Annotated in this window: 24 protein-coding genes; 4 read left to right on the top strand and 20 right to left on the bottom strand. The window is 43.1% G+C overall.

Going from position 1 to position 26,666, the window contains the following annotated elements; all coding sequences use genetic code 11:
• Nucleotides 1–189: 189 nt before the first annotated feature.
• Entirely contained in the window at nt 190–1,524 is a 1,335-nt protein-coding gene (locus BOD01S_RS08575) for a short-chain fatty acid transporter (RefSeq protein WP_036157080.1), read from the bottom strand.
• Nucleotides 1,525–1,610: 86 nt separating this feature from the next.
• Between BOD01S_RS08575 and BOD01S_RS08570 the strand changes: the two genes are divergently transcribed.
• Nucleotides 1,611–1,931: a DUF3870 domain-containing protein gene (locus BOD01S_RS08570; RefSeq protein ID WP_036157082.1), complete on the top strand. Its 321-nt coding sequence runs from the start codon at nt 1,611–1,613 to the stop codon at nt 1,929–1,931.
• A 29-nt stretch (nt 1,932–1,960) separates the two neighbouring features.
• Here the strand turns inward: BOD01S_RS08570 and BOD01S_RS08565 are convergent, their stop codons facing one another.
• The 9 genes from BOD01S_RS08565 to BOD01S_RS08525 form a co-directional block, all read right to left on the bottom strand.
• Nucleotides 1,961–3,160, bottom strand: coding sequence for a thiolase family protein (locus tag BOD01S_RS08565; RefSeq protein WP_036157084.1), 1,200 nt, complete (start codon nt 3,158–3,160; stop codon nt 1,961–1,963).
• A 2-nt stretch (nt 3,161–3,162) separates the two neighbouring features.
• Complete coding sequence (locus BOD01S_RS08560; protein ID WP_036157086.1) at nt 3,163–3,804, bottom strand: 3-oxoacid CoA-transferase subunit B; 642 nt, start codon at nt 3,802–3,804, stop codon at nt 3,163–3,165.
• Entirely contained in the window at nt 3,801–4,484 is a 684-nt protein-coding gene (locus tag BOD01S_RS08555) for a CoA transferase subunit A (protein WP_036157087.1), read from the bottom strand. The genes BOD01S_RS08560 and BOD01S_RS08555 overlap by 4 nt, the downstream gene beginning before the upstream one ends.
• A gap of 13 nt (nt 4,485–4,497) precedes the next feature.
• The gene (locus BOD01S_RS08550) at nt 4,498–5,205 is read right to left on the bottom strand and encodes a carboxymuconolactone decarboxylase family protein (RefSeq protein WP_036157089.1); all 708 of its coding nucleotides are present in this window, start codon (nt 5,203–5,205) and stop codon (nt 4,498–4,500) included.
• A 187-nt stretch (nt 5,206–5,392) separates the two neighbouring features.
• Nucleotides 5,393–6,229, bottom strand: coding sequence for an alpha/beta hydrolase (locus BOD01S_RS08545; RefSeq protein WP_158212484.1), 837 nt, complete (start codon nt 6,227–6,229; stop codon nt 5,393–5,395).
• Between the two features lie 76 nt (nt 6,230–6,305).
• A complete protein-coding gene (locus BOD01S_RS08540; protein ID WP_036157094.1) occupies nt 6,306–6,485 on the bottom strand; it encodes a hypothetical protein in 180 nt (59 codons plus the stop codon).
• Nucleotides 6,486–6,853: 368 nt separating this feature from the next.
• Nucleotides 6,854–8,152, bottom strand: coding sequence for an imidazolonepropionase (hutI, locus tag BOD01S_RS08535; RefSeq protein ID WP_036157095.1), 1,299 nt, complete (start codon nt 8,150–8,152; stop codon nt 6,854–6,856).
• Nucleotides 8,152–9,813 (bottom strand): urocanate hydratase, encoded by a 1,662-nt coding sequence (gene hutU, locus BOD01S_RS08530; protein ID WP_036157097.1) that lies wholly within the window; start codon nt 9,811–9,813, stop codon nt 8,152–8,154. The genes hutI and hutU overlap by 1 nt, the downstream gene beginning before the upstream one ends.
• A 15-nt stretch (nt 9,814–9,828) precedes the next feature.
• Nucleotides 9,829–11,163, bottom strand: a complete 1,335-nt coding sequence (locus BOD01S_RS08525; RefSeq protein ID WP_036157100.1) for a YjiH family protein — start codon at nt 11,161–11,163, stop codon at nt 9,829–9,831.
• A gap of 162 nt (nt 11,164–11,325) precedes the next feature.
• On the opposite strand from BOD01S_RS08525, the gene BOD01S_RS08520 reads away from it, so the two are divergent.
• Nucleotides 11,326–12,798 carry a helix-turn-helix domain-containing protein gene (locus tag BOD01S_RS08520; RefSeq protein WP_036157102.1) on the top strand — a complete coding sequence of 491 codons (1,473 nt, stop codon included), beginning with the start codon at nt 11,326–11,328 and terminating at the stop codon, nt 12,796–12,798.
• A gap of 31 nt (nt 12,799–12,829) precedes the next feature.
• Here the strand turns inward: BOD01S_RS08520 and BOD01S_RS08515 are convergent, their stop codons facing one another.
• A complete protein-coding gene (locus tag BOD01S_RS08515) occupies nt 12,830–13,531 on the bottom strand; it encodes a Type 1 glutamine amidotransferase-like domain-containing protein (protein WP_036157104.1) in 702 nt (233 codons plus the stop codon).
• A 166-nt stretch (nt 13,532–13,697) separates the two neighbouring features.
• Between BOD01S_RS08515 and BOD01S_RS22915 the strand changes: the two genes are divergently transcribed.
• On the top strand, nt 13,698–13,916 hold the full coding sequence (locus BOD01S_RS22915) for a DUF5694 domain-containing protein (RefSeq protein ID WP_322787992.1): 219 nt from the start codon (nt 13,698–13,700) through the stop codon (nt 13,914–13,916).
• A 156-nt stretch (nt 13,917–14,072) separates the two neighbouring features.
• Here the strand turns inward: BOD01S_RS22915 and lhgO are convergent, their stop codons facing one another.
• Genes lhgO through BOD01S_RS08485 form a run of 6 tightly spaced genes read right to left on the bottom strand, consistent with a single transcriptional unit; the run spans nt 14,073 to nt 21,761 of the window.
• Nucleotides 14,073–15,272 carry an L-2-hydroxyglutarate oxidase gene (gene lhgO / locus BOD01S_RS08510; protein WP_036157107.1) on the bottom strand — a complete coding sequence of 400 codons (1,200 nt, stop codon included), beginning with the start codon at nt 15,270–15,272 and terminating at the stop codon, nt 14,073–14,075.
• Nucleotides 15,273–15,284: 12 nt separating this feature from the next.
• Nucleotides 15,285–16,574, bottom strand: a complete 1,290-nt coding sequence (locus BOD01S_RS08505) for a (Fe-S)-binding protein (protein WP_036157109.1) — start codon at nt 16,572–16,574, stop codon at nt 15,285–15,287.
• On the bottom strand, nt 16,567–17,973 hold the full coding sequence (locus tag BOD01S_RS08500) for an FAD-binding oxidoreductase (protein WP_036157111.1): 1,407 nt from the start codon (nt 17,971–17,973) through the stop codon (nt 16,567–16,569). The genes BOD01S_RS08505 and BOD01S_RS08500 overlap by 8 nt, the downstream gene beginning before the upstream one ends.
• 57 nt (nt 17,974–18,030) lie before the next feature.
• Nucleotides 18,031–18,735: a FadR/GntR family transcriptional regulator gene (locus tag BOD01S_RS08495; protein WP_036157114.1), complete on the bottom strand. Its 705-nt coding sequence runs from the start codon at nt 18,733–18,735 to the stop codon at nt 18,031–18,033.
• 16 nt (nt 18,736–18,751) lie between these two features.
• Nucleotides 18,752–20,731 carry a TRAP transporter permease gene (locus BOD01S_RS08490; RefSeq protein ID WP_036157675.1) on the bottom strand — a complete coding sequence of 660 codons (1,980 nt, stop codon included), beginning with the start codon at nt 20,729–20,731 and terminating at the stop codon, nt 18,752–18,754.
• A 25-nt stretch (nt 20,732–20,756) separates the two neighbouring features.
• Nucleotides 20,757–21,761 carry a TAXI family TRAP transporter solute-binding subunit gene (locus BOD01S_RS08485; RefSeq protein WP_036157116.1) on the bottom strand — a complete coding sequence of 335 codons (1,005 nt, stop codon included), beginning with the start codon at nt 21,759–21,761 and terminating at the stop codon, nt 20,757–20,759.
• Between the two features lie 709 nt (nt 21,762–22,470).
• On the opposite strand from BOD01S_RS08485, the gene BOD01S_RS08480 reads away from it, so the two are divergent.
• The gene (locus BOD01S_RS08480) at nt 22,471–22,938 is read left to right on the top strand and encodes a hypothetical protein (protein WP_156117053.1); all 468 of its coding nucleotides are present in this window, start codon (nt 22,471–22,473) and stop codon (nt 22,936–22,938) included.
• Between the two features lie 190 nt (nt 22,939–23,128).
• Here the strand turns inward: BOD01S_RS08480 and BOD01S_RS08475 are convergent, their stop codons facing one another.
• The 3 genes from BOD01S_RS08475 to BOD01S_RS08465 all read right to left on the bottom strand — a co-directional run bounded on the left by BOD01S_RS08475 (nt 23,129) and on the right by BOD01S_RS08465 (nt 26,645).
• Nucleotides 23,129–23,329, bottom strand: coding sequence for a cold-shock protein (locus BOD01S_RS08475; RefSeq protein ID WP_036157120.1), 201 nt, complete (start codon nt 23,327–23,329; stop codon nt 23,129–23,131).
• Nucleotides 23,330–24,049: 720 nt separating this feature from the next.
• On the bottom strand, nt 24,050–25,219 hold the full coding sequence (locus tag BOD01S_RS08470) for an iron-containing alcohol dehydrogenase (protein WP_036157122.1): 1,170 nt from the start codon (nt 25,217–25,219) through the stop codon (nt 24,050–24,052).
• Between the two features lie 4 nt (nt 25,220–25,223).
• A complete protein-coding gene (locus BOD01S_RS08465) occupies nt 25,224–26,645 on the bottom strand; it encodes an aldehyde dehydrogenase family protein (RefSeq protein ID WP_036157125.1) in 1,422 nt (473 codons plus the stop codon).
• Nucleotides 26,646–26,666 lie beyond the last annotated feature (21 nt).

Raw genomic sequence — 26,666 nt, 5'->3', positions numbered from 1 at the left:
AAAGTGCTGGTTCCTTTCTCCAATCTACCTTAAGAGAAAGAGGCGTCCCACATGTCCTATGGAGCCGCCCCTTTACAATAAGGATGGACACTTTTGATCTATCCGTTAGAAACCTAGATTTTGCATGTATCCTATGAATCATGAAAGAAATTATTTAGCAGTAACACTTCCTGGATACGCTTTTCCCTCTTATAATAAATAAGCCCAGCCAAGCAAGGCGATAATATAGACGATACCTACAAAGAACATAATCATTACTAAGTAGCCCATGATGTCTTTTAGCTTCAGACGTGACAGGGCAAGTGCCGGTAAAATCCAGAACGGCTGCACCATATCATTCCAAGCGTTACCGAGCATAACAGACATTGATGTCTCCGACAATGAAGAGCCGAGATTTTTTGCCGCCTCGATCATGAATGGCCCTTGAACTGCCCAGTGCCCTCCGCCTGAAGGAGCAAAGAAATTGATAAAGAAGGAACTGATCAATCCCCAGAACGGTAAAGTGTGTTCGTTGGAAATATTTACGAAAATCTCGGAAATCGTATCAACAAGCCCGGAAGCTGCCATAATGGCCATAATTCCGGCATAGAAAGGGAACTGCAAAATAATCCCTGAAATTGTTTTGATCCCGTCATTTAAATGTGTAACATACTTTGCCGGCGTTCCCAAAAGGATGATGCCCAAGAATAAAATGATAAAGTTGATAATATTTAAATTGATACTGTTACCGTTTACAAAATAATTGATAATGTAGACAAAGCCTAAAATACCAATGGCATACCCTAAAACACGGCTGTTGTTCAATTTATTAGCCAGCGTATTTTCATCCAATAACGCTGCCTTCGTTTCGCTTGAACCGCTGTCCGCCAGCGAAGGATCAATTTCCTTTACATTCGCCGGATTTTTCGGATGAAGCATTGCATTAAATAGCGGTAGACCGATAAATAAAGCAATTGTTGTCAAGATCATCGGCAAACTGAAAATTGTGTCTCCCAATCCGATAATCCCCATGCTTTCTTCTAAAAAGTGACCTGGTGTGGAGATCAATACCGGAATCGATGCGGATAAGCCCAGACCATAAAATGTAAAGCCTGAATAAGCCGCCGCAATAATTAACGGATAGTGGACTCCCTTAACCTTTAACGCTAATTTTCTTGCGATAATGCCGCCGACAATCAAACCAAAGCCCCAGTTTAAATAGGAACCGATACCACCGACTAAAGTAGCAACAATAACAGCCATTTTCGGTGTATGTACAAAGCTTGTAATTTTATCTAAAAAGCGCTGTGTTACCGGTGCGGTTGCTAGTACATACCCCATTGCCAATATGACTGCCATTTGTGTTGTGAAGGCCAGTAAGTCCCAGAAACCATCACCCCATGCCACTGTTAACTCTAGAAAACCCGCCCCTTCAATGATGATGGATAGCACTAACGTAAGAAGTGTTAATCCAATTGCGAAAACAAATGGATCAGGTAAATACTTACGCATCATTTTTGTGAAGAAATTTGTTAAAAACTCCATATAGATCCCCCTTGTGAAAATGTATCTACGAAATTAGATTTATTTGTTACAATATTGAAGTGATTCTAAATTTGGAGGCCCGATTTATGCAAAAATTAGAAACTGTTTTAGTTACCGCTTATGCCAAAGCCCCTCAAGGCACATCCATGTATGAACTTTACAAGCATGCCGGGATTGTTCTTGAAATCGATAAACAAACCCATAAAATCATGGATGCGGAATTCACGTTTGTCACTGGGCTTGCCCAGCATTTCTTTAAACGCATGCTGCAGGGCTTTGACTTTACAGATGATATTGATATTCTGATTGCGCGCATCGAAGAACATTACTATGCGCCATCTGTCGGCTCGGTCGTCGTTGCATTAAAATCCGCTCAGAAACGTTATTTAGAAAAGATCCATCAATAATGTAATACTATTTTGGCTGCCCGCTTGGACTACTCCGCTGCGGGCATGCAATTCTCAACAATTGTCGTAATGCCCAAACCTCCGGCAATACAAAGTGTAACCAAGCCATAGCGTTTTCCCGTACGCTGCAGTTCATGTACGAGCTTTGTCATTAAAATAGCGCCTGTTGCACCAATTGGGTGGCCCATCGCAATTGCCCCGCCATTCGGATTGACCTTTTCGTGATCAAGTCCAAGCTCCTGAATTACCGCTAATGACTGTGCGGCAAAAGCCTCATTCAGCTCGATAATATCAATGTCTTCAATCGATAAACCTGCCTGCTGCAACGCTTTTTTCGTTGAAGGAACAGGACCGATTCCCATAATTGCCGGATCACAGCCTGCTGCTGCCTGTGCAATTATTTTTACCTTTGGAGAGAAGCCAAGCGCTTCCGCTTTTTCCCGGGACATTATTAACAACACAGAGGCACCGTCATTCCGCCCGCTGCTGTTTGCTGCTGTGACAGAACCGCCCTCTTTAAACACAGGCTTCAATGTTGCCAGCTTTTCCACCGGAGTTAATCGCGGATGTTCATCTTTATCAAATACAACGCTCTCTTTTTTACCTTGGATTGTATAAGGAACAATCTGCTCATCAAAATAGCCATTGTCCATCGCCTGCTTCATTCGCTTTTGGCTTTGATACGCAAAAGCATCCTGCGCCTCGCGCGGAATCTGATATTTCTCCGCTAAATTTTCTGCTGTCTGGCCCATTGTTTTTATGTTGTAGTGCTGCGGCTGTGATCCCGGCTGGCTTTCTGTATTCGGGTCTAGAATCAGCTGATTGCCCACTTGCAGCCCATAGCGTGCATTGCGTATATAGTAAGGAGCCGTACTCATGGATTCGACGCCTCCAGCAATAATTACATCACTTAAACCTAATGCGATTTGCTGTGCTGCATTATTAATTGCCTGCAGCCCTGATCCGCATTGGCGATGCACGGTATAGCCGGCTACTTTTATCGGCAGTCCCGCCTGCAGGGAGGCAACACGTGCAACATTCGATTGGTCTGCGCTCTGTTTGGCCTGCCCTAGTATGACTTCATCGATTTCTTCAGGACTGATTGCTGTCTTTTCGATCAGAGCATCAATCAAATGTCCGCCAAGCAGATCCGGCGTGACATCCTTTAATGTGCCGCCCAATTTCCCTACGGCTGTACGCAATGCTTCTACAATAACAACTTCCTGCATTTTTATTGCCCCCTCTCTAATGAATTAATAAACGCTGCTTCGGTATGCGCTTCCACCTGCTCCAATGTTGCACCCGGCATTAGCTCAGTCAGATGCAATACCCCATCAATATATTTGAAGACTGCCAAGTTTGTAATGATGATATCGGCGCTTCGAGTCGTTGTAATTGGGAATGTGCAATCCTTTAAAATCTTGCTTTTTCCATCCTTTGCAGTATGTGTAGTAGTGACGATTACCTTTTTGGCCCCGACCAGCAGATCCATGGCTCCCCCCACCCCTAAAATAGTTTTTCCCGGGATGGCATAATTGGCGATGCGCGCATGCTCATCAATTTGAAGAACTCCTAAAATTGCGACATCTACATGCCCACCCCGGATCATACCGAATGAGGCTGCACTGTCAAAATAGGAAGCACCGAGTCCTTCTCCTACCGGGAACTTCCCGGCATTCACCAAATTCGGGTCAATATTTTCCTCTTCCACATCCACGACCCCCAACATACCGTTTTCCGTGTGGAAGAATACATCATCTCCTTCGATATAATTGGCAACAAGTGTCGGGATACCGATACCTAAGTTTACAATTTGATTTTTTTCCAGTTCTTTTGCTGCACGCTTTGCGATTATCTCTTGCATATTGCTCATCGCACCTTCACACCTTCCCTTGTCAAAATCTTTTCAGCTATAATAATCCGGTCTACGAACAAATGAGGAGTTACGATTTCATCACTGCCCAAATCGCCTACTTCTACAATTTCATCCACTTCTGCAATGACTACCTTCGCCGCGGTAGCCATCAGCGGATTGAAGTTGCGGGCCGTTTTGTAATAAATCAAGTTGCCCAGCTTGTCCGCTTTATGGGCACGAATAATCGCCACATCTGCTTTTAGTGCTTTTTCGAAGACATACTCTTCGCCGTCAATGACTTTTGTTTCTTTTCCTTCAGCCAGTGCTGTTCCGACAGATGTTTTTGTATAAAACCCGCCAATTCCAGCACCTCCAGCACGGATTGCCTCTGCCAGCGTTCCCTGCGGCAGCAGCTGCACCTCGATTTTGCCCTGCAGCAATGCTTCTCCGACATCTTTGTTTCCGGTAAAGTAAGAGCCTATTGCTTTTTTGATCTTGTTGTACTCCAGCAATTTACCAAGGCCCTCCCCTTTTTCTCCAAGATTGTTGCTGATAATCGTCAAATCATTGACATCATACTCCACTAGCTCATCAATTAATGTTAGCGGCCCCCCGACAAGACCGAAGCCTCCGACCATGATTGTTTGTCCACTTTCCACACAGGATAACGCCTGCTCTGCACTCTCAAAATATTTCATTATCTGTCCCTCCCTATTTCGCCATTAATGCATCACTAATTTCAAACCATGCTGGTATGCCTGCTGTTAATAAGCATGTATAGCCCAGCTCTGCCAATTTTGCCTCCTCCACATTCAAGGCTCTCGTTTTCTTTGCCCATTCTTCTGTTTGAGCATTTTGTAAACGTGCTGTATAGCATCCCGTTATTAACAGATGCTTCATTTCAGTCGATACCTTTGCCGAGTGAAGCAGAGCAGCAGATAAAGCGGTTTCATTTTGTTCAGCCATCGCTTCCAAAATCTGCTGCAAGTATGCTTTTTCATTCGTAAATTGCTTGTAGTAGACGAGAATCTCTTCCGGCGAAGAATCATGGGAAATTACGTCTATTTCCTTACCGGTATATTCACAGGCATATTCAAATGATTGAAGGCTAATTTGGAGCGCCTGCTCTCCGCCCACCAACATAGGTACGACCAAATATTCAATCAGTTCTTCTATAGTTGCACCGCCATCGATGGCTCCTTTTGTGTGATATACCATGCTTCTGGCATAGAAGCGGCCCGCATTCATCCCGACAAGCAGAATATCTTTTTCCTTCACAGATAATGCACCATCTGACATCGCTGCACTGCGGAGAGCTGTATAATGATCGAGCATATCGGGATTATAATCATGCATTTTCTGCACCCAGCCGGGTACGGTATCATATACTTTTTTAAAATAATCCAAGCCTTTTGACATTGTTTGTTCCTCCTTTTGAACAAAAAAAGGCTACACCTCGCCCACTATAGAATAGTTTTGGGACGACATGTAGCCAACTGTTAAACGGGGTAAGTAGGGAAAGGTTATTTCCCTATAGCCGATTAATAGACTGCATTTATAAATTTAATTTATTATTCACATAAATTCTGCAAATTCGCAATAGTTTTTATAAATTTTTTTCAAAAAAAGTTTGGATAGCGGTATTTATTTCAGGCTGTTTTTCACCTACAAGCGTGTAATGATTCGTTTCGGAATCGACTTTCATAATATTTTTGGCCGCTTCCATTGTTGATACATAAGACTCATTTAGAAATAGTGGAGGCATTTGTCCAATACGCCCCTGAGAATGAATCAATAAAATCGGGCACTCAATGCTAGTGAAAACTTCTTCGGGTTTATACGTGTAAAAGCTCTTGAAATCTTGCCGGATTTTGTCCTCATCAGAACGATGAGTCCAGCCAGCGTCTATTTGCTTGATTTCATAGCGGGCCATTTCTTCAAGTTCCTGGCTCCACTTCACGCCAAGGTTATCGTAAATGTTTTTCACCTCTTCCACATAAGCATCGGCTGTCGGATAGATTTTGCTGATGCGTCCTAGTGATGGCTCCACAATTTTATTCTGATGATCAGGGGTGCACTCTGCTGCACCATCCAGTAAAACAAGCGCCTTTACATCATGACGGCGACTGGCAATATTGGCCATGATGAAAGCACCCATCGAATACCCAATCAATATTGGATTGCGGATCTGCAAAGCATCCAATAATGCCAGTATATCTTGTGTATGCTGTTCAATTCCTGTTTTTTCTGTTGCAGGAGCACTATTTCCCCGCCCCTTCAAGTCTACCGAAATAAAGCGGTAGCTGCCTTCCAGCAGGTTTCTGTAGTGGGACAGCTGCAGGTGGTTTCCGGTTAGTCCATGCACAGCCACCACTGTATCTCCCTTTGTTTGTGAATCATAGTAATATATCTCGCTGCCATTCACTTCTATCGAACGGTTCATCATTTCTCCACCTTTCCGAAAATAATACATCCATTTTTACACCAACAATTTTAAATTGTCAAAATTATTTTTATGGCTATCTTCCTTTTTCGCTATATTTCACGGCTCTAAAATCAGGTCCCGCGCCGGTAAAATCGCTGCGCATTTTTTTATTAAAAAACAGTATTGCATAAAGTTCAAAGACCGGTGCTTGAATTTTCCTCCAAGGAAAAGACCCCCTTATGATAACGAATAAAAAGTAGTAAGTTTCCATCATTGAAGTATATACACCTTTCACTGTATAAAAGCTGTTTTAACAAGCTTTCATTATACATACAAGGGTATGGTCTCCCATTTTATTTCCCGTCATTTCTATGGAGTGAAAAGTTATACTGCACTGCCTCTTTCCGAATCATTCATCCCTTTTTCTCTTTCCCGTTACTCACTTCGGGAAATATTAAAAATATGCTATCCGCTATTTCCTATTTTTGCTTTTACGTAAGTCTGAAAGTTGGAAGAATGAACGAAAAAAAGCCGAGCAGATATATGCTGCCGCTCGGCTTTTCAGAAACTATTTTTCTTACTTTAATAGATATGGACCGCTTTCATACAGGTGAGCCATGTCTTTTACCTATCTCCTGCCTGTTAGCGGTTGGATACCGTCGTAGCCGAGCTGCATAGCGCTCCCCCTTCAACGACTACTTCCCCGGCCTTTACGACCGTATCTATATGGTTCATGCCGTAAAAATACTGAAGCTGCTTGTAATTCGGCACATTTAAGATGAGAAGATCTGCCTTTTTCCCCGCCTCGATTGTGCCGATTTCATCGCCGCGGTTAATAGCATGGGCTGCATTGATCGTTGTAGCACATAGTACTTCCTCCATCGTCATCCCCATATTCATGCAGGCAAGATTTTGGATGAAGGGCAGACTGATTGTTGGGGAAGAGCCCGGGTTGAAATCCGTTGAGATGGCGACCGGTACACCCCGATCTACCATGAGCCTTCCACGTGCAAACGGCGCCCGTAAAAAGAAGGCTGTACCCGGCAGGAGGACCGCAATCGTTCCTGCTGCTGCCATTTTCTCAATTCCTTCATCAGACGCGACAAGAAGATGCTCAGCAGAAATAGCTTCCACTTCCGCTGCCAGCTCCGCCCCCTCATATGGTTCGATTTCATCCGCATGAATTTTCGGGATGAGGCCGTAACGCTTGCCCGCTTCTAAAATTCTTCGGGACTGTTCAGGGGTGAATACGCCCTTTTCACAGAACACATCATTGAACTCGGCAAGTTTTAATTCTGCAACTTTTGGCAGCATTTCGTCAATCACCATATCAACAAACGCCTCTTCATTTCCCTTATATTCCTTCGGGACGGCATGGGCTCCCATAAATGTCGAGACGACATCAACCGGGTGTGTTTCCTGCAGTTTTTTCGCCACTTCCAGTTGTTTCTTTTCCGTTTCCCAATCAAGCCCATAGCCGGATTTCGCCTCTACTGTCGTAACGCCATATTGCAGGAACTGATCCAAATGCCGGCTTGTTTTTTCATACAGCTCCTCAAAGCTTGCTTCCCGTGTTTTCGTCGTAGTGTAATGGATGCCTCCGCCGGCATTCATGATTTCCATGTATGTTTTCCCGGCCAGGCGCATATTCAGCTCATGTTCGCGTGTACCGCCATGCACAAGATGTGTATGGCAGTCCACAAGCCCCGGCATAACGACCTTCCCTGTTGCATCAATTCTTTTTGCCTTTTTGACCTTTTCGCTATACCGCTCTTCAAGCTCTGCCAATGGGCCAACCGCCACAATCCGGTCACCCTCGACTAATACACTGGCATTTTCGATTACACCAAGATGGCTCATTGCTTCGCGTGTACGAGGTCCTTTCGTATCGCTTTGCAGTGTCAGCACTTCATTTGCATTATGAATCAGTAGCATATCCATCATCCTTCCAGCATCGGCATATGCACGCCTTTTTCCTTTGCAGTCTTTATCGCAAGTTCATAGCCGGCATCTGCGTGACGAACGACACCCATGCCCGGATCCGATACGAGGACACGATTAATCTTTTCTGCCGCCATATCCGTTCCATCTGCTACTAGTACTTGACCTGCATGCTGGGAATAGCCTATACCTACCCCGCCTCCGTGGTGGATACTCACCCAGCTAGCACCGCCGGCTGTATTGACAAGCGCGTTAAGTAACGGCCAATCGGATACTGCATCTGAGCCGTCCTTCATGCTTTCTGTCTCACGGTTTGGAGAAGCGACCGAACCGGAGTCCAGATGATCCCGGCCAAAAACAATCGGTGCCTTCAGTTCACCTTTTGCAACCATTTCATTGACACGCAGTGCAAAGCGGTGACGATCCCCATAGCCCAGCCAGCAAATCCGCGCAGGTAAGCCCTGCCATTTTACCATTTTTTGTGCCATGTCAATCCAGTTGACAAGACCTTCGTCATCTGCAAACATTTCCTTTGCCAATGCATCTGTCTTATAAATATCCTCCGGGTCTCCTGACAGCGCCGCCCACCGGAACGGTCCCTTCCCTTCACAAAATAGCGGACGGATATAAGCCGGGACAAAGCCAGGGAAGTCAAATGCATTTTCAACACCCATTTCCTTTGCATAAGCGCGGATATTATTGCCGTAATCGAATGTTTCCGCCCCTGCCTCTTGGAACGCGAGCATTGTACGCACATGTTCTGCCATCGTTTCCTTTGCTTTTCGCTCATACGTTTTCGGGTCTTTTGCACGAAGAGCTAACGCTTCCTCAAACGACATGCCGTTCGGGACATAGCCATTGATTGGGTCATGCGCACTTGTCTGGTCTGTTACTAAATCAGGAATGATGCCACGGTTTAATAGTTCACGATTTACATCCGCACAGTTTCCGACAAGTCCAATGGAAGCCGGTTCTTTTGCAGCCGTCAGTTTATTGACAAGCTCGATTGCTTCATCCACTGTCTCAACAAGGTAATCACAGTATCCTTCTTTTATTTTCCGCTCGATACGTGCACGTTCTACCTCAACAACTAGAATGACCGCCCCTGCCATTTTCCCTGCTAGCGGCTGGGCACCACTCATACCGCCCATCCCTCCTGTCAGGATGAACTTGCCGCGTAAATCGGCTGTGCCAAACTTTTTCTTGCCGGCTTCTACAAAGCTCAAATATGTTCCCTGCAAGATACCCTGTGCCCCAATGTAAATCCAGCTGCCGGCCGTCATCTGGCCGTACATCATCAAATTGCGCTCTTCCAGCTCATAAAAATGATCCCAATTTGCCCAGGCAGGTACAAGATTCGAGTTCGCAATGAGTACGCGCGGAGCATGCTCATGTGTTTTAAAGACAGCGACCGGTTTCCCCGACTGCACAAGCATCGTCTCATTATTTTCAAGCTTCTTTAATGTTTCGATCATTTTATCGAAGCTTTCCCAGTCACGGGCTGCACGTCCGATCCCGCCGTAAACAACCAATTCATCTGGATTTTCCGCTACTTCCGGATCCAGGTTATTCATCAGCATGCGCATGGCAGCCTCTTGTGTCCATCCTTTACAAGCAAGCTCCGTCCCTCTCGGTGCACGTATTGTACGAGTTTGTAACATAAATAATCTCTCCCTTTAAAATAATATAAATGCAATCGGTGTCACGATAAGCAATGTTAAAATAACACGTTCAAACCAAACGATGATCATCTGCCGCAGTGTAATCGGAATATCCGTCGATAAGATGAGCGGTATAACCGCGGATAAAAATAGCACTGAGGAAATCGATACGACAGCAACAATAAACTTCGTCACAACGGCCGCCTGTGTCACGACTAGTGCAGGCAGAAACACTTCTGCAACAGAAACCGACAGCGCCTTTGCCGTCAGCATCGGCTCTGGCAGTTGAAGTAAATAAGTGAACGGCGCGAAAATATACGCTACCCAATCAAAAACAGGTGTATACGTAACTAATATCAATCCTAGTAATCCAATTGAGAGGATAGAAGGAATGAGTGCCATCGTCATGAATATACCGTCCCTGAGATTCACCCATAGATTTTTTCCGAGTGACGGCGTCTTTTCAACAGCTTCTTTTGCTTCTAACCACGCTGTCTTCAGCCGATCTTTCGTGATAGCCTTTTCCGGCTGCGGGACAACCCCTTCCATATATTCATCCTTCATTGTGCGTAGAGGATAAATTCTGGCAGTAATGGCTGTCACAATGAATGTAACGACAAGCGATACCCAAAAGAATAAATTCCAATATTCCATAATGCCGAGTGTCTTCGCAATAATCACCATAAACGTCGCAGATACCGTAGAAAAGCCTGTTGCAATAATGGCTGCTTCTTTCCCTGTATACCTGCCTTCATTGTAAAGACGGTTTGTCAGTACAAGACCGACTGAATAGCTCCCGACAAACGATGCGACCGCATCCACTGCAGACCGGCCAGGCGTTTTAAATACCGGCCTCATAATCGGCTGTGTTAATGCCCCGATGAATTCTAATAGCCCGTAGCTGACAAGCAGGGCTAGAAATAACGAGCCGATGGGAATCAATACTCCTAACGGTTTGATCAGCTTATCCATCAAATAAGGCCCGATATCCGGATTCATCAGCCATGCCGGACCAAAGCCGAAAATGAGCATTACTCCCGCTGCCAATCCAAAAACCTTAAATATTGAAAGGACAATATTCACCTTTGAAGTTTTCCACTTTCCCGTAATAAACGGATGAGCCGTCCCTGCGATCAGCCCAACGAAAATATATACTGTCACGATTACCGGGAATGTCGCCTGCACCCATGACACAATATGGTCAATGAGGATTGTGCTCTTCCCACCCCATTCAAATGACACAAAAAAGCTAAATATCCCTATCACACTGCAGATCAGCATTTTGGCAATAATTTTTACATCCTGCTTTTCCTTTGGTGCCTCCGATATTTCCTGCGGAACATTTGCCATCCATCTCCCCCCTTATATATCTCTAGTGTAAAGGTTTTAATTTTTCAGAATAAATGGAATAATTAATGGAAATATCGTATTATTTTAATAAGATACGCTTTTTATCATATGAAAGTAGTAATAATTTTAGATATGGGATTTTTTTAAGAAAGGAATCGGGCGATGGAACTACTAATAATAGAACGTGATATGGAAGAAATAAACGGTATCAAATGGTATTTACATAATTATGTCGTCAAGCAATTGGCGATATGGGAGGCTCATTCGGCATCTGAGGCGGTGGCTATCCTGCAGCAAAAAGAGATCCACGTCGTCATTGCCAACATGGCGTTGGTCACACCTGCGGTTAAACAGCAGCTGCTGGCAAAACAGTTAACGATTATCGCTGTTACGGCCCAGCCGCTTTTCCAGCATGCCCAGCTGGCAATCGAACTGCAGGCAGTACAGTTATTGACAAAGCCTGTTGCACTTGACTCGCTAAAGACTATTCTCTTATCCATACGGCCAAAGAAGGAAGTCGCCTCCCCTGCTTCTGTGCTGCCGAAAACCGATTTATACTTGTCTCTTTATTTAAATGATCCAGCGATTATCGATAAATCACAGCAGCAGTTTTTCCTTATGGAGCCGGCAAAATTTGAAGATAATCTTATACTTTATCAGTGGCTTTCCCATTCTTCTTTACTTGAGGAGTTTACACTCATTCCTTTGCATAAGCGGATTGTTTGCGTCGTGCAGATGGATTCTTTGGAGGCCGTCAAAAAGCATTGCCTGCTGCTTATGCAGGAATGGCAAGTACGTTACAGCGGGTTGCTGAACATTTCTATATATGACGGGGAACCCGCAACAATACGCCATATGTACGAAGAGACTAAACGTGCACTTAATCAGCGTTTCTATAAAGGCTATAACCAAATTTTCGTCAGCTCCGAACAAATCGCTATCTCGAATCTTGACCCCCTGTTGTCTCCCGAGCAGCAGCAGTTTTGGATTAGGACACTGGAAGAACAAAATATGCGGGATATTAAGTCCTTCCTCCATGTACTGACATTGCCCGGGATTTACTACCATCAGGATGATGTACGGATTCATCTAACGAGCGTGCTTGCTCAAATCCGCCGTTATATGCTGAAATACCACCTCCAGCAGCATGCACGCCTTGAGGGACAGTACCGGAAGCTTTTCCATATTATTTTGGAAAGCCCTATCCTGTATGAAATCCTGCAGGAGATGGTCTTTTTTATACAGGCGCTTATGCAATCTGTCCAAAATGCCAAACAGCATACATTCGCCGATCTGTCAGAGCTTGCTATTGACTATATACACCTCAACTATGCAGACACAGATCTTTCCTTAACGACTGCCGCTAAACATCTTGGCATCAGCAGCTCATATTTAAGTGCTTATTTTTCCAAAAAGCAGGGTGTTCCTTTTAAGAAGTATGTACAGCAATATCGCCTTCAGCATGCTGAAAAGCTTTTGCGTGAAACAAACTTCCCCATTGCGGAGATAGCGGCACTGACAGGATTTTCCGAAGCCAACTATTTCATTAAGCTGTTCAAGCAGGCACATCATCAAACGCCTTATCAGTACCGGCAGCTCGTGCAAAAGGGAGAAAAGAAGGAGTACTTGCGTTAAAAGTTGAAAAGGGTTATCCCTTACAATTCTCTCATTCCAATAGGCCGAGATAGGTTGTTTCAAGTTCCGATTCTTTTACGGCTCCATCCATATATACACGGTATGCTTTCGCATTTGGCCGTGAACTAACAATTGTACGGATTTCCTCATCAATAAAGTGGATGGCAGCCCCGTCATCCACTGCCAACCCGGGCTTTATCTTACCGGACTCAAGCAGAAGCTGATAAGCAGGTCTTCTATCTACTTCCCCATCATAATGCGGGCAATTACTGCCTTTTAGAAAGCCTAGACAGGCTAATGGCTCCAACCCATCTCCGTAGGAATCCGTTACCCCCTCCTCGAACCAGCAGATGGAGCCGGCACTGATCCCAGCCAGCACGACGCCCTTTTCCCAAGCCTTCTTCAGCACTTCATCCAGCCTCCATGCCTTCCATAGAGCCAGTAAATTCTTCGTATTTCCCCCGCCTACATAAATAATATCTTTCTCTAAAAGAAATCCCTCCAAGTCTCTTGTCGGCGGATTAAATAATGATAAGTGGGAAGGCTGGCATTGCTCCTTCTCAAAGAATTGATAGAAGCGGGAAATGTAGTTTTCCGCATCTCCGCTTGCCGTGCCGATAAAGCAAACTTTCGGATTCGTCTTATTTGATTGAGCGAGGACATAACGGTCCAGCAAAGGGTTGTCGGGCTCCATTGAAAACCCGCCACCGCCTAATGCGATAATTTGTTTCATATTGTTTTCCCTCCCTGTAAATGTTCTGCTAACATAGTTTTCTTCAACGGAGGAAAATATCTCCCCCCTCTTACCTGATAATGCTTTTTCTGGACTGACCACCATTTACGTTACCATTATATTACATAAATCCAATTAATATATAAATCTATTCATATCATGATATATTTATCTTCATAACGGTTCGATACACAAGGCGAACTACGGGTACTACCGCAATTTAAAAATGGCGAAAAATATTCGCAACAGTATAAAAGACACAACAACAAAGGCACTTGTGTTAGCAGAAGGGGCTCATAGCTATTTATTGAAACAGTTTTTAAGCGAGGTACCCGGCTATACGATTGTTAGCTTTGGAGAAGCAGGTGTAACAGAGACATACTAGTTAAATTCCATAGGCATGGAGGATTTTTGCCGGCCGTCCTTTACTCTTTTTCTTTATAAATTATATTAGCCAACGTTAGCTATAAACGTTGGCTAATCAAAAAACGAATGGATTGGTCATCTGCGATATGATACCCCATCGATTACTTCTCTTCTTTTATAGTGATTCAAACTTTGTCTTGAAGCGTGCCACAATCTCTTTACCGATTTCAATAGAAGCTGTTGCTGCCGGGGACGGTGCATTTAGTACATGGATGCTTCGCTTACCAGGGATAAAATAAAAATCGTCGACCATGGATCCATCACTTTTTAGTGCTTGTGCCCGCACGCCCGCTCCCCCAGGTACTAAATCCTCGGCTGTGATTTCCGGAATAAGCTTTTGCAGACTTTTCACGAACAGCCCTTTACTATACGAACGTGCCATTTCGTTCAAGCCTTCTTTCATGTTCTTTCCTGCTAGCTTCCAAAACCCCTTATACATAAGCGTTTCAGCAAGATCAAAAACGTTAATATCCGTTTTTTTATAGCCCTCACGCTTAAAGCTTAGTACCGCGTTCGGGCCAGCCTCTACTTCCCCACCGATCATACGCGTATAATGTACACCTAAAAACGGAAAATCCGGGTTTGGGACAGGGTAGATTAAATGATTCACAAGGCCACGGCTGCTTTCCTGAAGTTTATAATACTCGCCTCTAAACGGTACGATCTTTAAATCAGCATGATAGCCTGCCATCCGAGCAATACGATCGCTTTGCAAGCCAGCACAGTTGATCATTACTTTTGCTTCGTAGGATTGATGGCTTGTCTCGATATAAACACCCGCTGCCCCTTCCTCAATCTTTTCAACCGCTTCATTACAGCGGATTTCCCCGCCTCGTTCTTCGATCAACTCACGCATTTTTTCAGACACCTGCCTGTAATTCACAATACCTGCCTGCGGGACACGGATCGCTCCCAGCCCTGCCACATGTGGTTCAATCTCCTTTAACTGTTCCACGTTTAACATATCAATGGCCAGCTCATTTTGCAGCCCGCGTTCATAGAGGTTTTGAAGAAGCGGTAATTCGTTCTGCTCAGTTGCCACGATTACTTTCCCGCAAATGTCATATTCGATATCATGTTCTGCACAAAAAGCCACCATCGATTGACTGCCTTGTTTCGCAAAGCGTGCTTTAAAGCTTCCAGGCTTATAATAGATTCCTGAATGGATTACCCCACTATTGTTACCCGTTTGATGCATCGATACAGATGGTTCCTTTTCCAAAATAACAATCTTCTTTTCCGGGAATCTTTCTGTTAGCGCTAGACCAACCGATAATCCCACAATTCCTCCACCAATAATGACTACATCTAACATACCTTTTCCCCCTTACGCTTCAATCCCACATGCTTCAGCCAATAGTTCCACAAGATGAACAACCCGGATTTCCTGTGACAGCCCTTCTCGCTCAACCCCCAGCTTCATTTGCAAATGGCACCCCGGATTTGTTGTCACAATAATATTTGGTTGCTGGGCCAATGCTTCTACATGTTTCATTTTTTCATCTAAAATTTTCATCGAATGCTTGTAGCGGACAATGTTATAAATACCAGCAGATCCGCAGCACATATGTGCTTCCGGCAACGAGATAAAATCAATGCCAGGTATATTTTGAACCATTTGAAGCGGTTCGTTTACACGCTTTTGCACATTTGTCATATGACACGACGGCTGGTATGTTACCTTATATGGCAACGACTTCTTAAATGGCAATGTCAGTTGACTTAGAATGACACTAATGTCGACAGATTTTTTGGAGAATCTTTCCGCCCTTTCTAACCACTCTGGTGAGTCGGCCAGCAGCTGCGGATATTCACCAAGCATCGCCCCGCAACCGCCTATACTATTTACGACATAGTCGAAATCATAGCGCTCAAATGCCTCGATATTACGCTTGGCCAGTTCTTGTGTTTTATTCGATAAGCCGCTATGCTGATGCAATGCACCACAGCAGCCCTGCTCCTGGATAACCGTAACTTGGCAGCCTGCCTGTTGCAGCAGCTTCATACTGAGTGTATTAATGGATGAAAACATGGTATCCATAATACATCCGACAAAAAAACCGACCTTCAATACAGGCTGTGGTGTGACAGCTTCATAGAAACGCTCCCGCTTCGCTCGCTTTATCGGCCCTTCGACAGACGGTAAAATAGTTTCAAAAGCGTGGAGATTTTCGGGAAGCACATGTAATACACCCATTTTTTGCGCTACTTTCTGCAAACCTGTTTTTTGATAAAATGCCAGACCTGTACCAAGTACTTTGCGTATATGTTCATTGGGTACCACCTGGTTAAATAAGAATGCTTTCATTGTCTTGACACGAGATTTCAGCTGCTCATCTTTATGTTTTGCCAGTACTTCAATTGCAGACTCGAGAATCTTTCCATATTGGACGTTCGTTGGGCAGGCAGTTTCACAGGCACGGCAGCCCAGGCATAAATCAATCGCTTCGGTCATATCGTCATATGTAATTTTCCCCTCAGCCGCCATCTTCACTAAATTGATGCGTCCTCGCGGTGAATGGGTTTCTTTTTTAAATGTTATATACGTAGGGCATGTTGGCAGGCAGTAGCCGCATTGTACACAGCTAAGCGTCTCTTGATATGCTAACTCAGTCATTCGTCAATACAAACCTTTGATTTGGCTCAGGGAATATTTTTCCCGGATTTAAAATATCATTTGGATCCCATGCCTGTTTAATACGTTTCATCATATCCACCCCTACTGCACCAAGCTCCATCTCCATAAAAGGCGCTTTCAATGTGCCAATGCCGTGTTCTCCTGATAATGTACCGCCCAGCTCAATCGCCGCCTGGAATATTTCCTCTACTGCCTGTTCTACCCGCTTCATTTCTTCTGTATCGCGCTCATCTGCAATAATGTTCGGATGCAGATTCCCATCGCCTGCATGTCCAAAAACAACAAGATCAATATTATATTTCTGTTTAATTTCCTTTAGCCGCTGAAACATATCTGGGATTTTGCTGCGCGGGACCGTGGCATCCTCAGAAATTTTCGTTGGTTTGACACGGACAATCGCAGGTGATACAAGTTTTCTGGCAAGCCATAGCTGTGCGGCTTCCTCTGCAGTTTTAGCGATTTGTACCGAACGGGCTTTTTCCTGAAGACATACATCATTTACACGCTTAATCTCATCCTTGATTGCTTCTGGATGCCCATCTAATTCAATTAAAATGAGCGCATCGATATTCGTCGGCAACCCTGTTGGACGATAGGCCTCTACCGCTTCTACAGATGCCTTGTCCATAATTTCCAGCTTTGCCGGAATAATACCCGCACTTAAAATATTCGAAATGGCGCGCCCTGCATCAATAATGTCGTCAAACAATGCCATCAGTGTTTCTGTAGCTTGCGGCTTTGGGTAAAGACGAAGAATAGCCTCCGTGATGATACCAAGCGTTCCTTCAGAACCGACAATCAACTTCGTTAAATCATAGCCTGTCACGTTTTTCATTGTTTTGCCGCCTGTATGAATGACCTCGCCTTCTGGTGTTACGACTTCCAGTCCGATAACATAATCCTTTGTAACCCCGTATTTCAGCCCTTTTGGACCGCCCGAATTTTCAGCCAGATTCCCCCCGATTGTCGCAATGTTCATGCTGCTCGGATCCGGCGGATAAATCAATCCGTGCACAAGTGCCGCATTATTAATTGCCTGTGCCGTTACACCAGGCGATACAACCGCCAGCATGTTCTCCGTATCGATTTCCAACTTTGATGTCCATTGGGATAAGTCCATCACAATCCCCCCACGAACAGGCAGGGGACCGCCACTTAAGCTAGTCCCTTGACCGCGTGGATAGACAGGAATTTTATGCTTATTGGCCAGCTTTAAAATTTCTGCCACCTCACATGTCGATAACGGCTGTACAACTACTTCCGGCATATATACACCAAATGAGGCATCATACGAATAACTTGCCAAATCTGCCTTCTCTGTCAAAACACGCTCACCGTCCGGGATGACTTGTTGTAAAAGCTCATGTAGTTGCTCCATTTCGTCCCCTCCTATGTGTAACCTTACAGATCCGCAAAGAGTACGCATTTTGGGGCGTTACTCTTCTTCCGGTAAAGTAAGGATTTTGTTGCGAGCATTCATTAAATGCTCCCGCATTGCCTTTCTTGCCCCTTCACTATCTTGACTGGCAATCGCCTGTGCAATAATCATATGCTCCTTAGCGACTTCCTCCCGCTTTTTATCCCACCCTAAGTTTTTGGATAGCGAATACTTTAATGCACGTAAATGCAGGTCACTTAAATTGCTGATTGTTTCAGCAATAAAATTATTTTTACTCGCCTTCATGATAAACTGATGAAACTGAAAATCTTCTTCATAGCCGATTGCTTGATTGTCTCCCATCAACTGTTGAAAGTGATCTACCAGCCGTTGGATTTCCACAAGCTCTTCTTCTGTTCGGCGTTCTGCTGCCAATGCGGCTGCCTCAGTTTCGATAATGATACGGAACTCCAGTAAATCCAATACCTGCTGTTTATTGATCAGCTGAAAGCGGACTGGATCCAACAACTCTGCCAGCGACACTTCCTTCACCAGGCTTCGACCGCCTTGTCTGCTTTCAATTGCACCTGCAACCTCCAGTACTTTCAGGGCTTCCCTAATAGGAGCCCTGCTTACCCCAAAGCGTGCTGCCAATTCATTTTCCGTTGGCAGTACCGTGTTTGTCTGGAGCTCTCCTGTACGCATCATTTCAATTAAAAACTCTAATATTTGATCTGCTACTTTCCTACGTTCAACCTGCATTTCATAACCCCTATCTTTAGACAGATACTTCATTCCTTTGTGTATTCATTTTTTTGGCACGTGGCAAATGAATAGCTAACACTAGTATAATGATACCTAAACCGATTGCGCTTGTAATTAATTCTGGAATAATTAAAAGCAGCGCCGCAATCGCCATAGCTACACGCTCAAAAATTGTCATATCTGTCGTAAAGAAATTAAATACCGCCGTCGCCAATGCAAACACGCCTAAAATCGAAGTAGTAAAGGCAAAAATAATTTGAAGTGCTGCATCCATGCCCGTTGCCTCTGTCTGCATAACAAGTGCTGGATTGTACACAATCATGAAAGGTAACAGGAAGCCCGGTAAACATAGCTTTACTGCTGTCCATGACGTTTGCATTGCATCTGCCCGGGCAATCCCTGCCGCTGTATACGATGCCAGGGCAACTGGCGGCGTAATGTTAGAAAGCGCACCAAACCAAAATACAAAGAAGTGTGCCGCAATAGGATTTACCCCTGCTTCAATTAATGCCGGGGCAGCAGCTACAGCGACTACGATATAAAGTGCTGTCGATGGTAATCCCATACTTAACACAATACTCGTAATCATAATCAACACTAAAATGATGGCTAAATTATTCCCTGATATTTGAATGATGTTATACGCTAGCGTGGAGCCTAAGCCCGTCATCGTAATTACTGCGATGATAATACCTACCGTTGCGCAGGCCACTGCTACTTGAATTGACCCACGGGCCCCCTCAATCAGCGCATTAGTAATAGCTTTAATGCCAATTCGATTTTCTTTGTCCTTCGTCAGCCAACTCGCCACAATACAAGCAAAAATCCCTGCAAAGCCGGCAAACAACGCTGTAAAGCCTGTCATCAATGTCACAATCACGATAATAATGGGTAAGATTAGTATCCCGCGTGACTTGATAACCTCTAGTACATCGGGAATATTATCCTTACTAATCCCTTTTAATCCCTGCTTCTTTGCTTCAATATCTATGGCGATAATCAATGCGCTATAGTAGAGGATCGCCGGCACAATTGCAGCAAGGACGATAATGTTATAGCCTACACCTAAAAAACCAGCCATGATAAAAGCGGCCGCACCCATAATAGGCGGCATAATCATTCCGCCAGTAGAAGCAGTTGCCTCAACTGCCGCAGCAAAACGTGGTTTTAAACCAATACTCTTCATCAGGGGAATCGTAAAAGTTCCTGTCGTCGCTACGTTCGCTACTGCCGAACCACTTAGCATCCCTGTTAAAGCGGATGATAATACAGCTACCTGTGCTGGACCGCCGCGTCGCTGTCCGGCAACCGCTAATGCTAAATCATTAAATAGACGTGTCGCCCCACTTGCATTTAAAAATGCACCGAACAAAATGAAGATTACGATATATGTCGTTGCAATCGAAAACGTCATACCGAATATCCCCTCCGTCGTCATATAAAGACGATATAAGAGGCGTTCAAAGCCAAATCCAGCGTGCCCAAAAATACCGGGAAACCATGGCCCGAACAGCGCAAAGAAAAGCGCAATGATCGATAATAATGGAATAAATAAACCAATCGTACGGCGTGATACTTCTAGTAATACGGCAATTGTAATAAACGCAAAAACATAATCGATTGTCGTAGGTTCCGATAGCTTGACATTATGAATGGTAGAGTAATTCAGTAAAATGTATGCGCCGCCTGCAAATCCTAAAATAGCCCATATATAATCAACAATCGTTATTTTTGTTTTACTGGAATGTTTTGTGGCCGGATAAAGCAAAAATGTTAATACTAAAAGAAACGTTAAAAAGATTGCATTTCGATAGATTTCTTGGATATTCATCAAACTATTTACATAAACCGAAAAGGCTGCTAAAGCAAACAGTAATATCGAAATGGTCATGCCTGTCTTACCTGAGAATGTCCTTATCGCTCCACCGGCCTCTTTGTCATTTTCCAATGTTTCAGTGACATCAAATTCTTTTTGTCTTTTCTTGAAAATCATCATTACACCCCCGTGATGGACTCCTTTATTTTTTTGCTTCATTCGCTTCCGGCGGGATAAGATGCTCTGGCACCTCTAACCCAGCCTCCACAAAGTATTTGTATGCTCCTATATGAAGCGGTGCAGGAAGACCATTTAATGCTGATTCTAATTGAATTTCTTTTGCCGAATTATGAATCTGGTGCACTTTGTCTAAGTTTTCATAAATCGTTTTTGTCAATTTGTATACAAGCTCCTCATCAATTTCTGTAGTAGTTGCCAAGAAATTGGGCTGCGCAATTGTATTGATTTCTTTATCGATTCCTGTGTATGTACCTGCCGGGATGACAAAACGGAACCAGGTATTAAATATACTGTTAATACTATCAAGCTGTTCATCCGTGACATCTAATACAGAAGCCTTAACACCAGAGGCCGTCATATCCATTACAGATGACACTGGAATTCCAGCTGGCAGCGAGCCTCCGTCTAAACGTCCATCACGCATAGCTGAAATTGTGTCGTCATATCCTAAATATTCAGGCTTAATATTTTTTTTCGTTAAACCAATCCCTTCCATAATGACAAGCGTCGACTGCTCTGTTCCAGATGCCTGCGGACCTACGGAAAACGATTTTGTATCGATGTCAGAAATTGTGCCTGTTGTGATCTCCTTCTCCATCAGCACAAAATGCTCTACGTTTGACCATAGCATAGAGATGGAGCGTAATTCTTTATAAGGTCTACCTTCAAAGTTACCACCCCGCCCTTCATATGCTTGAGCGCCAATAAGCCCCTGAAGAATAGCTACCTTTGCCTCCCCATTTTTTAATAGCTGGATATTCTCCACGGATCCCGCCGACGATTGCCCTGTAGCTTTTACCTTTTCTTCTGTTAATATTTCAGTCCATAGATTTCCTAATCCTACTCCGATCGGATAGTACGTCCCTCCTGCCGATGCAGTCGCGATTGTTATGAACTCACGGCGCTCTATGCACCCCGATAACAATAATGATAGCGCTGCCAAAATAAGCAACAGTGCTTTTTTCATCTCATTCCCCCCAATATAAACGAATGTAGTAAGCTTGTATGACAAGTCTACAACACCTCTATTTATCTTTCAATAAAAATTCTGAATATTTATAATTAATAGTTCATTTAACACGGTTATCTACTTGGTCTCCATTAAAATTAATTCATTTTCTCTATCACTTCTCTCCCATAGTAATAGCTGAATCCTTGTACTGTTCTAATTTTCGGGATATATGATTTCAGCGTGGTGAGCTTTGTCTTGGAAAATATGGTGTCAGATGTATAGCATTTTTCACTCGGGTTATACAATTATCTGGAGGTATAAGGTTTTCCAAGAAAAAGACAGGGGATGCCCTACTGATCTATCAAACTAAAAATGTTCTGCCCCCTAAAAGGATTGAGGTTCTAAATTGAATAGACATGGCCTTGGAGGAAAAGGTTATATAACGCAAGAAGAAAGCCATCCAGAGATAGGAGATTTTTTCTTGCGAGCAATTTCAGCCTTCTTTGTTATTACTTTTTGGCCGTATAAATTTGTGGGTAAAAAACGGGAGTCGATAAAACGGCAATCTTTAAAACCCTTGTATTCATCTTTTTGTAGTGAAAATATCGTTTTCTGTTTTGTACAAATAAACCTTTCCACCATTTCGCTTATTTGTTACTTCATTCTAAAAAACATATAATGGATGAAAATGCAGAGGGTGGTAGATGTAAAAATGAAAAGGCTTATGTTCTTGTTTTTAATGATCATGTCTGTCATTAGTTTGGGTGGATGTCAGGAAGAGACCGTGAACGAGCAGGACCTTAAATCATTTATTACAGAGTATAAGAAAATTATTTATACAGCGGACGCGCAGAATTCCGAGGAAAATACGACACTTTTAAAAGAAGTTGAACCATATATGAGTAAAGAAATCTTTGAAAAAAACAAGATAAACGGTGTGTTTGATTTTCCCCAACGTTTTGCCAAGGAAAATCAAAAAAATATAAAACTGCATGACGTTATTATCGATTCCATTCAAGAAGCGCCTGAGGATAATAGCTATAAAATCAACTATACACTGTTGGTGATGATCGGTGATGAACAAATTGAGAAAGCGGGTGAGATGACTATCCAAGCCGAAGATGGCCACAAATTTCTTATTATTTACGATTGGGAAAGCCCTGTTACTGTAGACAATAAAAAATTCCTGTAAGAGATGCCCTTTTACCTTGTTCAGGTAGAGGGGTTTTTGGATATGGAAAAAAGTCTGTTTCAGCACACTTAGGCGGTAATTATTTTCTTTATTCATCTGCACGGATAAGTCTTCTTATTTTTTTACGTTCACAAACAAAAAAGAGGAACCCTGTAATAGGATTCCTCTTGGCTATAACTATACGTAAAAATTAAAGTTTTACGATGTTTGTAGCTTGTGGTCCGCGTTGGCCTTGTTCTACTTCGAATTCAACCTTTTGGCCTTCTTCTAAAGTTTTGAAGCCGTCGCCTTGGATTGCTGAGAAGTGAGCGAATACGTCTGATCCGCCTTCAACTTCGATGAATCCAAAACCTTTTTCTGCGTTAAACCATTTTACTGTACCTTGTGTCATGTAAATGACCTCCATTAATAAAAAATTTAATATATAAGCTTTTTTTAAATAAAAAAATTCACATATTACAAAAAGTATCAAATACCACTGATTACTCTTTGTAATAGGTGAATTCAACTTGTTTCCTATCGAAGGACCTTATTAGCTTCACTATATACTTAAAACCAACATTAGTCAAATAAATATACTGGTTTTGGAAAAGAAATCTGAGGTGTTTATGGATAAATGTAGTTGTAAGAGCACGCGAATACAGGCGTTTGGGCACGCTCAAAAATAATATACCCTGAATTTATTATAGATAAACATTTTTTACATGGATTTCTTATAAAATCAATTTGGTAATATGTTACAATCCAAAAATAAATTGAACAGTTCTTATTATATGAAAAAGGCTGGTATTTTATACATGGTGAAAGTAAATTGGAAAGCTATATTTATTATATACATATTACTGTTAGTTAATTTTGTTATTTTGAAGTTCACCGGGGATATTGACCATGTCATATCGACAATACAAAATAATTGGGAAAGAAGGACCCGTGGGGAAATAGCTGTAAACTTTATTCCTTTCAGAACAATTGGCAGCTAATTCGTATGTTAGCCGCCCTGCTGCGGATTCCACGCCATGCTTTCTATGCACGTAATCCAAAAAGCCCCGGTTCCCAAAGGAATCGAGGCTTCTATAAATAGGAGCTGTCTAGAAATGATACCACTTTACATTTAATGCATATACACGCCTTTATAAGCGGCTTCATAAATCAAATAGATATCCTTTTCCAGTAATGGCATAGGAGATCTGCTAAGTAGGCGTTTTTGTTTTACCGCATCCCTTGTTAACTCCTCTAAATGTATTTCTTCTATATTAAATTCTTTTAGCGTAAGCGGGATCTCCACATCTTTTACTAAGCGCCCTAACTCTTCTACACATTTGATGGAAGCCTCTTCCTCGGAAAGCTGAATCGGATTAAAGCCCATTGCAGCATAAATATCCGTCATACGCTTTTTACAGCTGCTACGGATATAGCCCATTACGTAAGGCAATAACACCGCATTTGATTCGCCGTGCGCAATATGGAATTTTCCGCCTAGCGGATAGGCCAGCGCATGCACTCCGGCTACTCCTGCATTATAAAACGCCAAGCCCGCTAAATAGCTTCCGTAGCTCAAATCCGTCCGTGCTTGAGTGTCATCACCTGTCCATACAGCTTTACGTATCGATTTACTTATAAGCTGAATTGCTTTTATCGCCAGCGCATCGGTAGTAGGGCTTGCATTGACGGAAACATATGCTTCGATCGCATGTGTTAAAGCATCCACTCCTGTTGAAGCAGTAATTTTCGGTGGCAATGAAAGTGTTAATTCAGGATCAACTATTGCTACATCGGCAAGCAGATAATCATGTGTAATAACATCTTTTGTTGTGTCTAATGCCAATACACCAATGTTTGTGATCTCTGATCCTGTACCCGAAGTAGTAGGAATCAAGATTTTCGGCAGACCTTTATTTTCAAGCTGTCGGGTACCCGTCAGATTTAAAAAATCTTTCACCTGGCCATCATGGGTGGCAAGTACGGCCGCAATTTTCGCTAAATCCAGTGCGCTTCCCCCACCAATTCCAATGATGAGTTCCGAGTTATTTTCCCGGGTATATGCCACTAATTCTTCCGCTATCGCCAACGAAGGCTCCGGTGAAACTTTTGAATAAAGACTAATTTCAAACGTTGGATCCAATTGATCTAAAATCCTGCCGATCATCCCTAATTCTAATAAGAACGGATCTGTTACTACTAAAATCTTTTTTGCGCCAAGTGCTTTCGCTTCTTCGTTCAAGCGTTGAATGGAGCCCCAGCCAATATGATTTTTGCTTACAAAACTAATTTTCTCTGCCATATGATTACCCCTCATTCCAAACAACAAGTTTCATCTCTGTCATTTCTTCCAGTGCATATTTAATCCCTTCCCGTCCGGTTCCGCTGTTTTTCACCCCGCCGTAAGGCATTTGATCAACACGGAATGTGGGAATGTCATTAATAATTACCCCGCCGACCTGCAAACTTTTTGAAGCCTTAAGGGCCTTGGAAATATTGTTTGTAAAAATTCCTGCTTGAAGTCCGTAAATGGAATTATTTATTTCCGAAATACCATCTTCCACAGTTGAAATTTTATTAATGATTACTACCGGTGCAAATGCTTCCTGGCATGAAATTCGTGCTTCACTCGGTACATTGGCTAAAATCGTAGGCTGCAGCACTTCATTGATGATTTCTCCGCCGTATTCAATCGTTGCCCCCAGATTAACTGCTTCGTCTATCCAAGCCTTTGCTCTTTGGGTTTCCTTTTTATTTATCATTGCAGAAATATCGGTCTCTAACGAGAGCGGGTTTCCTATTTTTAATGCCTTTGTTAGTTTTTTAAATTCATCTATAAACGGTTGATAGCTGTCTTCCATTACATAAGTTCTTTGTAGGGAAATACATACTTGCCCTTGGTTTGAAAAAGCTCCGACAATGCACTTTTTGGCGATTGCCGGGAGATCGACTTCATTATCGATAATACAACCCGCATTTGACCCCAGTTCAAGAGAAACACGTTTTAAGTCCGCTTTCATTTTGATAGACTTTCCAACTTCGGGGCTGCCGGTAAAAGTAATCATCTTGATATCTTCATGCAAGACGAGATAGTCACCGATTTGTGAGCCGCTTCCTGTAAGCACTTGGAAAGCACCTTTTGGTAATTCGGTGTTATGAATTAATTCAGCCAAAAACAATGCAGACAATGGTGTTTGAGATGCCGGCTTTAAAATAACGGGATTTCCGGCAGCAATGGCCGGCCCTACTTTATGGGCAACCAAATTCTGTGGAAAATTAAATGGCGTAATAGCAGCGACAGTTCCGATTGGTTCATGGAGCGTATAGGCAAATTTATTGGCTCCATTTTTTGCTGCATCCATCGGTACAAGCTCACCAGCCAGCCTCTTAACTTCCTCGGCTGCAAATCGGTACGTTTCAATCGTACGGTCGATTTCAGCTAGAGCAAATTTCATTGGCTTTGCTGTCTCTTTAACAATGATTCTCGCAGCCTCCTCTTTTCTATGTTCAAATTGATAACAGATTTGTAAAAGTATATTTGACTTTTCCAAAGAGGTAAGCTGTTTCATGCTTGTTTCGGCGTTTTTGGCAAATTGAATTGCCTCTTCCATTTGGCCGGCCGAAGCAACAGGGATATTTGCTAAAAACTCTCCATCATAAGGGGAATATAAACCAGTATATTCTCCAGCCTTAACCCAGTTTCCGTTTAAATATAATGCCTTTTCCATACCTTTACCATCCTTGTTATA

This window comes from Lysinibacillus odysseyi 34hs-1 = NBRC 100172, assembly GCF_001591965.1.
GTDB classification, from domain to species: Bacteria; Bacillota; Bacilli; order Bacillales_A; family Planococcaceae; genus Lysinibacillus_B; species Lysinibacillus_B odysseyi.
This window is presented reverse-complemented; position numbering and strand designations above follow the sequence as displayed.